Genomic DNA, 10,062 nt, shown 5'->3' on the forward strand with positions numbered 1-10,062 from the left:
TTCCGGTGCGACCCTGGCCTCGACCACACCAGGGGGGATTTCCATGACCGTGCAGTTCGTGCGCCATCTGCAACGGCACGACACGGCCCTGCGGGTGCCGCGGGCCGGCGCCGTGCTGTGGGACGACGAGGCCGTGCACGCCGAGGCGTACGCCGCCGACCCGCAGCGGTTCGCGCTGACCGCCCTCACGCCCGGGGTGCTCGCCCCGCAGCGCGCCCGGATGCTGCTGCAGCTGCTGCTCGCATCCCGCGCCGGCGTGCCGGACGCCGTGCGGGACACCCTGGCGCGGGTCACCCGGGTCCTCGCACTCGGGCTCGCGCCGGCCGATGTGTTGACGGTGCTGCTGGCGGTGCGCCGGCGCCGGGCCAACCACAAGCACGTCACCCGGACCGTGCTGACGGTCCTGCTGGAGCACCCGCACGCCGACGAGCTCATCCGGGCCCGGCGCGGCATCGCCCAGGACTGCTTCGAGCACGCCCTCGGCCGGTCCACCGCCCGCGGCGCGCTGTCGCGCGGTGCACTGCCGCACGGGGCCCCGGCGGTGTACCGGCACGGCGAGGGCACCGCGCTCGTCCCGCTGCCGTCGGCGGCCGGCGACCTCGACCTGACGTCCGCGCGACCGGAGACGGTCACCGCCACCAACCGGGGCGACCTCGCCGCCACCCTCGTGCACCTGCGGCGCGGCGGGCCGAGCGACGAGCTGCTGCCCGCGGTCGCGCGGTACACCGACGAGGTCGTCGCCGGGCTGCCCCGCTACGACGGCACGGTCGCGCTCGTGCTGGACGACTCCGCGTCCATGCGCGGCTACGGCGAGCGGGAATGGGCGGTCGCCTCGCAGGTCGCCGCGCTGCGGCGGGTCCTGGACCGGGTCTGCGCGCGGCTCGTCGTGGTCCCGGTTGGCGGCGCGAGCGGCCGTCCCGGCGGCGCCACCGACCTGGCGACCGGCGTCCTGGACGCCCTCGCCGCCGGGCCGGACGTCGTCGCCGTCGCCTCCGACGGATACGAGAACGTCCACCCGGGCGACCTGGCCCGGGTCACCGCGACCCTGCCCCGGGCCGGCGTCCACACGCCGGTCGTGTTCTGCCAGGCCACGTTCGGCCGCGCCGACGACCTGACACTGCGCCGGCCCGCGCCGCTGCTGCCGCAGCGGACGTTCTGGCACAGCGACGACCTGGCGCCACTGGTGCTGTGGCTGCTGTCCCATGTGGACGGTGCCGCGGCGGACGCGTGGATCGGCGCGGAACTGCGCCGCCGCCTTGCTCGGGTCGAAAGCTCGCTGGCTGCGTCTGCCGTGTCGGCTGCATCGGCCGTGTCGGCCGTTTCGTCGGACGTTTCGGCTTTGGAAGGAGGATCGTGATGAACCTGCCAGTTCCCGCCGGGGTGGACACCACCGGCTACCGGCTCGGGCCGCCGCAGCGGGCCGGCGCGCTCACCATGGTGCCGGTCTTCGGACCGGCGTACCCGGGTATCGCGCCGCCCCGCAGCGGGCTCAAGCTCAGCCGGGTCGTCACGTACGGCCAGGTCGAGCTGACCAACCCCGCCACCGCCGGGGTGGCGATCGTGCCGCTGCACGTCGGCTACATCCAGGACTCCGCGCAGAACCACGCCCTGTGCCGGTCGGGGTTCATCGCCGCGGGCCAGACGCTGCGCTTCGACGACGCGTGCTGCGTCCAGGAGAGCCAGGGCGGCTACCTGGCCGAGCGGGACCAGTGGTTCTTCGTCCTGCCGGTCGAGCTGCGCCCGGCGGCGCTGCGACTGCGGGGGACCAGCCAGTACAGCAAGCTCTGGGGCGACATCGCGAGCTTCAACGCCCGGCACGGGCTGCCGGCCCGCGGCCACCTGGAGCAGGTGCTGACCCGCAAGCGGGCGGTGCTCACCCAGTACCAGAGCCGTCTGGAGCTTCTCGACGGGCAGCTCGGCGCGCTGTTCTTCGTCGGCGACCGGCTCGCCGGGGTCGAGATCGCGCCGGACCCGGTGTACTTCGCCGAGGTCTGGATGGCGCTGGTCTGCTTCGCCTACGGCCCGGCCGCGTGGTTCGCCGAGACCGGCGCACCCGAGGAGAGCGTCGAGGCCTTCGAGGCGGACTCGCTGGATGAGGTACGGGCCGCGCTGCAACAACGCCGTCGCTCGGTGGCGGACGAGGTGGGGCAGTGGCTGGCCCGCGCCGCGTGGCAGCCGGGCGACCTCGTCGAGGAGGAACGGTACCTCGACCTGCGACTGTCCACCGTGGTCGCCGAGACGGCCGGCGGCCAGGTCGTCACCGACGGCTCGCGCCTCGTCTACGCGTCGCTGTTCGCGGCGGCGGTCTGATATTCGGTTGCCGCCGCGGGCGGGAACCGTTTGAATACAAGGTATTGCGGGACTGCGTCAGGCCCACCGGCAGGCCCCCCGATTCCAGATCGGGGCACAGTCGCTACTCAAAGCGGCCATTATGCCGACAGGGCGCTGGCCACCCACCCGCGATCGCCACGAAGGCGCCACCCCGGCGGGGGTGGCGCCTTCCGCGTTCCCGGCCACCGCCGCCACCGGCCCCGCCGTCCGGAGATCCGACCCGGGCGCGGTGTGGGGCTGAGGAGTCTGGAGAACAGACAACCCGAAGGATCGTGGGGTGTGGGGCCCGGGGATCCTTCGGGTTGTCGAGGGACGTCAGCGGTTGGCGTTGGCGTTCGTGTCGCGCTGGGTGGGGACGGCGGGCTCCGAGGAGTGGCGGGCGAACCCGTTGCCGTGGCCGGTGCCGGTGCTCGGACGCTCGTCGTCGGACGTCTCGTGCGCGGCGGTGCGGGGCTCGAACAGGCTGCGCGGGGCCGCCTCGCCCGGCCGGGCCGGCTCGCCACGGCCGCGGCCCTGCTCGCCGAGCGGACCGTGCTCGCCGGTGCGGCTGTCGCCCCGGCCGTTGTCGCCGGCGCTCCGCAGCTGCGCGCCGAGTGAGCCGTGCTCGCCGGTGCCGCTGTCGTCGCGGCCCTGGGCGTCGAGGGGCGCGTGCTCGCCGCTGGCCTGGTCGTCGTCGGGGCCGGCGTGGTCGGTTGCGCCGTTGGCGGCCGCCGGCTGGTTCGCGCCCGGGCGGGCCGAGAGCGGCTGCCCGGTGAGCGGGTTGATCGCGACCGGCTGGCCGGTGAGGGGGTTGACCGCCACCGGCTGACCGGCGACGGGCTGGCTCGGCTGCGGCTGGGGCTGGATCGGCTGGGGCTGGCCGGCCGGCTCCTGCTCGGCCAGGCGCTGCTGCTCGGCGAGGCGCTGCTGGTCCGCGGCCCGCTCGGCCGGGGTGCGCACGGGGATCTTGGTGTATTCGCCGGTCTCGCCGCCCGCGGCGGCCGCCATGACGGCGGCGGCGGCCAGGTCCGCGACGCGCTTTGCCTCACGCTGCACGCGGGCACGGACCTCCTTGGCGTGCCGCTCCGCGGACTCGGCGGCGGAGCGGGCCTCCTCGAGGCGGCCCATCTCCTCGGCCAGGTCCTGGCGGGTCTCCTTCAGGCGCTGCTGGAACTGCACGACCTCACGCTCTGCGGTCGCACCCTCACGGCGGACCTGCGCCAGCCGCTGCTGGTTGCTCTCCAGCTCGGCCTGCAGCTGGGTCAGCGCCTGCCGGCGCGCCTGGATGTCCCGCTGGACGGCGGCGAGCTGGTGCTGGGCCGCGGCGTTCTGCTCCTCGGCGCGGCGGCGCTGGTCGGTGAGCTCCTCCTCGACGCCGGTGCGCTGGCGCTGCAGCTCCTCCTCGACGGCCTCGCGGTGTGCCGCGATCTCCTGCTCGGCAGCGGACTTGACCCCGGCGATGTCCTCCTCCGCCTGGGCCTTCCACTGCGCCAGCTCCTGCTGGGTCTGGTTGCGGGCCGCCTCGATCTCCTGCTGGATCTTGAGGTGGGCCGCCTCGAGGAGCGCCTTGGCCTGGGCCTGGGTGTGCTTGATCTGCGCGGCGCTCTGCTCGTTGATCCGGGTGGCCTCCTGCTCGGCCCGCTGCTGCGCGGCCTCACTGTTGGCCCGCAGCCGCTCGGCCAGCTCACGGATCTCGGCGAGCTCGCCCTGCGCGGCCGCCCGGCGTTCCTCGTATGCCTGCTGCTCCTCGGCGCGGCGCTTGGCCAGCTCGTCCTCGAGGTCCTGCAGCGTCTTGGCAGCCAGCTCGCGGGCCTCGGCGAGGACCTTCTCGGCCTCGGCCTGGTGCTTGGCGGCGCGCTCCTGGGTGGTGCTGGTGATCTGGTTGGCCTGCTTCTCCGCGAGCGCGAGGATGTCGTCGACCATCGGCCCGAGGTGCCGGAACGAGGCCTTGTCGACCTGCGCCGGCTTGTCGCGGACCTCGGCCAGCTCCTGCTGCAGCTGCTGGCGCTGCGCCTGCATGGAGCGCAGCCGGGTGTCCAGATCCTGGCGGTCCGCCTCGATCCGCCGGCGCTCCTGCGCGAGCTGCGCCAGCTCCCGGTCCTTCTTGGCGAGGAACTGGTCGACCTGTCCCTGGTCGTACCCCCGCAGTGCGACCTTGAAGGCCGGCCGAGCGCCGGAATCCTCGCGAGCCGTCAACAGCTCTCCGCCCTGGGACATGTGCCAACCCTCCATACCATCGCGCGCGCGATCTGGCGCAACGCTACCGTCGCGTGCCGCCGGGCCAACACCCCGCCCGGCGTGTCAGTTTCGCACCACATCGGCCGGTGGAGGATCGTCCGGAAGGCCCTCGATCCGGCGGGCGTGCTCGATCATGCCGTGGATCGCCTCGAGGCTCGGGCCGGACAGCCCGGCCGCGCGCAGCGCCATCGTGCGGACCGCGTTGTCCCGCAGCGCGGCCAGGAGTTCGAGTTGCTCGTCGATGCGGCGGGCGGCCTCGTCGTCGAGGAAATATGCGGCATTGACCCCGAAGAACTCGGCGAGTGCCTCGAGGTGGCGTTTGGTCGGATTGTCCCGGGCACCCTTGCGCAGCTGCCAGATGTACGTGTGGGAGATCATCACCCCCCGGTCGCGGATGGCGGCCGCGACCTCCTCGTAGCTGTACTCACCGCGTCCCGGCGGGTGCACCGTGCCGAACAGCCGGTCGAGCTTCTCGGCGAGGGTCACCTGGCCTCCTGCGACGTAGCGACGCTTGACAATCGCACCCCCACGATGGAAATCTCCATCATAAGCTCAGATTTATGGAGGATGTCGTCCCATAAACTGAAGTTGACGTCATTCGTTCGGGTGGGACGGATCGTTGTGGCCGGCAAGAGCAACGGGGGTGGCCACGACGCCCGGCACGGCTGCGGCGCGGTATCGCCGCGCGAGGCCGAGCAGCGCCCGGACCTCGGCGTCGACGTCGGGCCCGCCGGCCGACTGGGAGGCGCCCGGCGGGCCGGAAGCTTCACGCTCAAAACCGGAAGCCGGACCCGCAAGACCTGCAACAGGCAACCCGCGCTCACCCGTGGCCACCGCTGCCCGCAGGGCCACCGCGTCGTCCTCGCCGTCGCCGGCCCGCCCCGCCAGGAGCCACTGCGCGTCGCGGATCTCGATGACCCGGCGGTACAGGCGCAGCTGCACGCTCCGCAGGTTGAGCAGCTCACCGGGGCGCCCCGGCGGGTCGCCGAGCACGACCCCGGGCGCGGCCGCCGACAGCTCCAGCCACAGCGGCCGCAGTCGCTGCAGCGCCACATACCGTGACGTCCAGCGCCTCAGTCCGCCGAGCGCCGGCAGCGCCCCGCCAAGAGCGAAGAGCAGCAGCATCATCGCCAGCAGCCCGCGGGAGACGTTCTGCGCGCCGGTGCCGTCCATGGCGGTGCTGCCCGCGGTGTGGCTGATCTGATACGCGACCCGGTTCGCCATGAACAGCAGCCCGACCACGGCCGCGGCGCTCAGCAGCCACAGCCCGGTCCGCAGTGCCCCCGGCGCGACGCCGCGCCCGGTGGGGCGGAACAGCACCAGCGCGCAGGCCAGCCCGACGGTGAGCCCCAGCTGGGTGAGCACCGCGTAGGCGGTGACCAGCGGCTCGCCGGCGTGCTCGTAGACGAAGTCGTAGCGCTCGGGCCGGCGCGGGGCCAGCACGAACAGCACGCACATCGCCACCGACGTCACGCTCAGCAGCACGTACGCGGCGCGGCGTAACCAGGCGAACCGCGCCGGGTCCGGCGACAGCAGCCCGACGATGTGGACCATGCCGGCGGACGCGGCGACGGTCGCCAGGTTCTTCAGCGGCACCGAGATGTCCGGAACGTGCAGGAGCGTGTCGGTCCCGTACGAGATCTCCCGCCGGTTGAACGTGAACGAGAGCGTCGCAAGGAGCACGACCAGGCGCACCGCCTTGCCGCGCGGGGTCTGCGGCGTCGCGAACCGCCAGATCGTGAACGCCCAGAACGCGAGCAGGACGCCGATCTCCAGGACTTCGACAAGGTCAAAGGCCACGGCGCTCGACCAGGAACGGTTCGGCGAGGGCGTCGTACAGGTTGCCCAGGGCGGGATCGGCGGGCGGGCGGGCGGCGGCGGACCCGGCCCGCTCGTTGAGCATCGTCGCGATCATCTCCGCGACCTGCTCCTGGGGCGCGCTGTAGGAGGAGCGGCGCAGCACCCGGGCCACCGTCGCCGGGTCCAGGTCAGGCAGCAGGAGCGCGGTGACGTCCGACGGCGAGGGCCCGGGCGCGACGTGGTCGCACAGGATGTGCCCGATCTCGTGCAGGATGATGTGCTGCTGGTGCAGCCAGCCGGTGCCGGCGGCGTAGAAGACGTGGTCGGCCTTGTCGGTGGCGAGCCACAGCCCGCACGCGGTGCCGTCGACCCCCGCCTGCGGCAGCTGGTGCAGGTGCAGGTCGCGGCCGCGGGCGGCGGCGACGGACGCGCAGAACGCCGGCAGGTCGAACGGGTCCGGGACGTCCAGCCCGGCCAGCAGACGCCTGACCTGCTTCTCCAGTTGTCGCAGCCGCATCAGTGCTCCAGCCGACCTTCGGGGCATTTCGGCTCAACGATATGCCCAGGGTGGCGGCGGCCAGAAGCCGCCGCCACCATGATCCTCGACCGGAAGACTCGACCAGAAGATCAGAGGCCGGAGTTGAGCGCGGTCATCAGGGTGCCCGACGTGGTGTCGCCGGACATCTCCCAGATCATGCCGCCGAGCAGGCCCTGCTGCTTCGCCCAGGCGGTCTTCTGCTGGATCGACCAGGTGTCGTCGAACGTCCACCACTGCCCGCCCGGCCCCGTGTAGCAGGACGTGGCGATCGACTGCACGTCGTGGTACACCGTGCAGCCCGGCACCATCGCCAGGAGGTTCGAGTAGCCGCGGGTGCCGGCCTCCTCCGCGAACTGTCCCGGTGCGGCGCCGGTCGCGGCCTGCCACTCGCCGTTGTTCGGGCCGGCGGTGACGCCCTGCCAGCCGCGACCGTAGAAGGCGAAGCCGACCGTCAGCTGCCGTGGATTGACGCCGGCGGTGGTGTACGCGGCCACGGCGTTCTGCACGCTGAACGTGAAGGAGTAGGGGTCCTGCGCGTCGCCGTACAGGTTGCCCTGGTGGCCGGTGCGGTTGGGCTCCCAGGAGTTGTCGCTGCCGGCGCCGTGGAAGTCGTAGCCCTGCACGTTGGCGAAGTCCAGGGAGTCGAAGACGCTCGGGGTGCCGTCGGCGTGGGTGATGTCCCAGCCGGCCGCGATCTTCGCCGGGTCGGCGGGGGTGAACGCGGTCAGCAGGTACCGCTTGCCGCCGAGCGCGTCGAGCTGCTTGCGGAACTCGGCCAGCAGCAGGGTGTTGTTGGCCTTGTCCTGGGCGCCCCAGTGGTTGCCGGGGTGACCCTCCGCGCCGGGCCACTCCCAGTCAAGGTCGATGCCGTCGAAGATGCCCGCGGCGCTGCCCGGCCCACCGGCGCCGTTGTACAGCGGCAGGTTGCCCTTGATGTAGACGTCGATGCAGGAGCGGACGAGCTTCTCGCGGGACGCCGGGGTGGCGGCCGCGTCGGAGAAGAACTTCGAGTAGGTCCAGCCGCCCAGGGAGATGAGGACCTTGAGGTTCGGGTACTTCGCCTTGAGCTTGCGCAGCTGGTTGTAGTTGCCGCGCAGCGCCTCCCAGCCGGTGTCGGCGACGCCATCGACGGACTGCGCGGCGCTGAACGGCCGGCCGTAGTCGGCGTCGGCGTCCCCGGCGCCGGTGCCCTGGTCGGGGTCCTGCGGGTTGGCCGTCGTGCCGCGCGTGACGCCCTGCAGGCAGGTCAGGTTGACCGGGTCGAGGTTGGCGAAGGCGTAGTTGACGTGGGTGAGCTTCGCCGCGGCGCCGGATGTGTCGAGGTTCTTCACGAAGTACTGCCGGCCGTAGATGCCCCACTGAACGAAGTAGCCGACCTTGGCGTAGGCGCCGGAGCCGACGGCGTCGTCCGTGGTGACGGTGACGGCGGCGCTGGCGGGGGAGGCGTTGTCGTACGTGTCGCGCGCCTTCACCGTGAACGTGTACGCGGTGAGCGGCGCCAGCCCGGTGACGGTCGCGGTCGTCGTGGTGGACGACGCGACCAGGGTGCCGCCACGGTACACGTCGTAGCCGGCGATGCCGCTCGGGTCGGTGACCGCATTCCAGGCCAGGGTCACGCTCACGGAACTGCGTGCGGTGCTGCGCAGGTTGCCCGGCGCGGCGGGCGCGGTCGTGTCGTCGGCGGGGTTGAGCGTGGTGGCGCTGACCGGGGCGCTGTCGGCGGAGACGTTGCCCCTGGTGTCGCGGGCCCGCACGGTGAAGCTGTACGCGGTGTTCGGCGTGAGCCCGGTGACGGTCGCGGCGGGGGTCGTGACCGATGCGACAACTGCCGCGCCCCGGTACACGTCATAACCGGCGATCGGGAAGTCGGTCGGCGCGGGGGCGGTCCACGCCAGGGACACGGTGCGGGTGGTGCGGCCGGCCACCGCCACGCCGGCGGGCGCGTTGGGGGCGCGGTCGGCGCTGCCGTCGCACTTGTTGCCGTTGATCCGGCAGTTGAGCGGCTCGGTGTTGGTGCCGGTGGCGATGAACCAGAAGCTGTACGGCTCGGTGGTGGCACCGGCCGCGACCGTGCCGTTGTAGTGCGCGTTGACGACGGTGACGTGGTTGCCGGTGCGGGTGACGGTCCCGTTGTAGCCGGTGCCGACGGTCAGCCCGGCGGGCACGTCGAACTCGAGGGTCCAGCCGGTGATCGCGGCGCTGGTCGGATTCTGGACAACATATTTGTCGACCCAGTAGGTGCCGTAATTCGCGGCGGAGAACGTCGCTTTGAGCCCCGGGGTGGCGGCCTGGGCGGTGCCGGGTAGCGCTACGGCGGCGCTGACGGTGAGCAGGACGGCGGCGAAGAGCCTGGTGGGGTGCACTCGGGCCTCCTATTAGGAAAGTTTCCTAATAGTCTGCGCCAGAGGGCAAGAAAGTCAAGGATGTCTATTTGCTTAAGGAATTTAAGCTTCCCGAGTTATGAGTGACATTCGTATCGGCGCCCCTCACCGTCTTTCGACCGCGGGCTGGCTCGCCGTCGGTGGCCTGGCCTTAGCGGGCCTGGCGCACGCCTTCACCCTGGCCGAGTCCCTGAAGGGTGCCGACGCCGCCGCCGAGGACGCGGGCCGGGAGGTGGCCTACGGCAGCAACTTCGGCCTCAACGTCTACATCGCCGGCAACCCCGGCCTGACCGCCCTCGGCGTGGCCCGGCTGATCACCCTGGCGCTCGTCATCCTGTGGCTGTACCTGGCCCGCGACAACTTCGACCGGCGCAACGACGGCAGTGTCGAGTGGAAGAAGGGCTGGACGATCGGCGGCTGGTTCGTCCCCCTGGCCAACCTCGTCATCCCCAACCGGGTCACCGCCGAGATCTACCGCCGCAGCGCCCCGGACGGTTCCTGGCCCTCGGACCGGATCGTCAACGCGTGGTGGGTCGCGCTGCTGTTCAGCTTCATCAGCTACACCGAGACCACGCAGTACGCCAGCGGCGAGACCATCGTCTACAGCCCGCCGTTCTTCACCGCGGTCTCTGCCGTCGGCGGGATCGCCGCCGCCGTCCTGTTGTCGCTGGTCATCCGCAAGGTCTCGGCCTGGCAGGACGCCAAACCGACGTCCTGACAAAAGTCTGTCCGAATCCTGCCCGGTGAAGTTGATTTCTTGCATCGATGGGGTTGAGTTAGTAACGTCGGCTCACC

Annotated in this window: 8 protein-coding genes; 3 read left to right on the forward strand and 5 right to left on the reverse strand. The window is 72.1% G+C overall.

Annotated elements, in window-relative coordinates; all coding sequences use genetic code 11:
• Positions 1 to 43: 43 nt before the first annotated feature.
• Positions 44 to 1,357, forward strand: coding sequence for a hypothetical protein (locus tag ACFPIJ_RS59755; RefSeq protein WP_380128477.1), 1,314 nt, complete (start codon positions 44 to 46; stop codon positions 1,355 to 1,357).
• Positions 1,357 to 2,310, forward strand: a complete 954-nt coding sequence (locus ACFPIJ_RS59760; RefSeq protein ID WP_380128478.1) for an ARPP-1 family domain-containing protein — start codon at positions 1,357 to 1,359, stop codon at positions 2,308 to 2,310. Before ACFPIJ_RS59755 ends, ACFPIJ_RS59760 begins: the two co-directional genes overlap by 1 nt.
• 336 nt (positions 2,311 to 2,646) lie before the next feature.
• Here the strand turns inward: ACFPIJ_RS59760 and ACFPIJ_RS59765 are convergent, their stop codons facing one another.
• From ACFPIJ_RS59765 to ACFPIJ_RS59785, 5 genes are all read right to left on the reverse strand, one after another.
• Positions 2,647 to 4,527, reverse strand: coding sequence for a DivIVA domain-containing protein (locus ACFPIJ_RS59765; protein WP_380128480.1), 1,881 nt, complete (start codon positions 4,525 to 4,527; stop codon positions 2,647 to 2,649).
• Between the two features lie 84 nt (positions 4,528 to 4,611).
• Positions 4,612 to 5,034 (reverse strand): helix-turn-helix domain-containing protein, encoded by a 423-nt coding sequence (locus tag ACFPIJ_RS59770; protein ID WP_380128481.1) that lies wholly within the window; start codon positions 5,032 to 5,034, stop codon positions 4,612 to 4,614.
• Positions 5,035 to 5,142: 108 nt separating this feature from the next.
• Entirely contained in the window at positions 5,143 to 6,348 is a 1,206-nt protein-coding gene (locus tag ACFPIJ_RS59775) for an MAB_1171c family putative transporter (protein ID WP_380128482.1), read from the reverse strand.
• On the reverse strand, positions 6,338 to 6,865 hold the full coding sequence (locus ACFPIJ_RS59780) for a hypothetical protein (protein WP_203844629.1): 528 nt from the start codon (positions 6,863 to 6,865) through the stop codon (positions 6,338 to 6,340). The genes ACFPIJ_RS59775 and ACFPIJ_RS59780 overlap by 11 nt, the downstream gene beginning before the upstream one ends.
• Before the next feature lie 110 nt (positions 6,866 to 6,975).
• Positions 6,976 to 9,249, reverse strand: a complete 2,274-nt coding sequence (locus ACFPIJ_RS59785) for a glycosyl hydrolase family 18 protein (protein WP_380128483.1) — start codon at positions 9,247 to 9,249, stop codon at positions 6,976 to 6,978.
• A gap of 97 nt (positions 9,250 to 9,346) precedes the next feature.
• On the opposite strand from ACFPIJ_RS59785, the gene ACFPIJ_RS59790 reads away from it, so the two are divergent.
• The gene (locus tag ACFPIJ_RS59790; protein ID WP_380128485.1) at positions 9,347 to 9,985 is read left to right on the forward strand and encodes a DUF4328 domain-containing protein; all 639 of its coding nucleotides are present in this window, start codon (positions 9,347 to 9,349) and stop codon (positions 9,983 to 9,985) included.
• Positions 9,986 to 10,062 lie beyond the last annotated feature (77 nt).

This window comes from Dactylosporangium cerinum (assembly GCF_042653625.1).
In the GTDB taxonomy this organism is placed as follows: Bacteria; Actinomycetota; Actinomycetes; order Mycobacteriales; family Micromonosporaceae; genus Dactylosporangium; species Dactylosporangium cerinum.

What these genes read in the sequence shown, in the direction of transcription:
- ACFPIJ_RS59780 (WP_203844629.1), bottom strand. Translation starts at nt 6,865, where the DNA reads ATGCGGCTGCGACAACTGGAGAAGCAGGTCAGGCGTCTGCTGGCCGGG.
- ACFPIJ_RS59760 (WP_380128478.1), top strand. Translation starts at nt 1,357, where the DNA reads ATGAACCTGCCAGTTCCCGCCGGGGTGGACACCACCGGCTACCGGCTC.
- ACFPIJ_RS59790 (WP_380128485.1), top strand. Translation starts at nt 9,347, where the DNA reads ATGAGTGACATTCGTATCGGCGCCCCTCACCGTCTTTCGACCGCGGGC.
- ACFPIJ_RS59755 (WP_380128477.1), top strand. Translation starts at nt 44, where the DNA reads ATGACCGTGCAGTTCGTGCGCCATCTGCAACGGCACGACACGGCCCTG.
- ACFPIJ_RS59765 (WP_380128480.1), bottom strand. Translation starts at nt 4,527, where the DNA reads ATGTCCCAGGGCGGAGAGCTGTTGACGGCTCGCGAGGATTCCGGCGCT.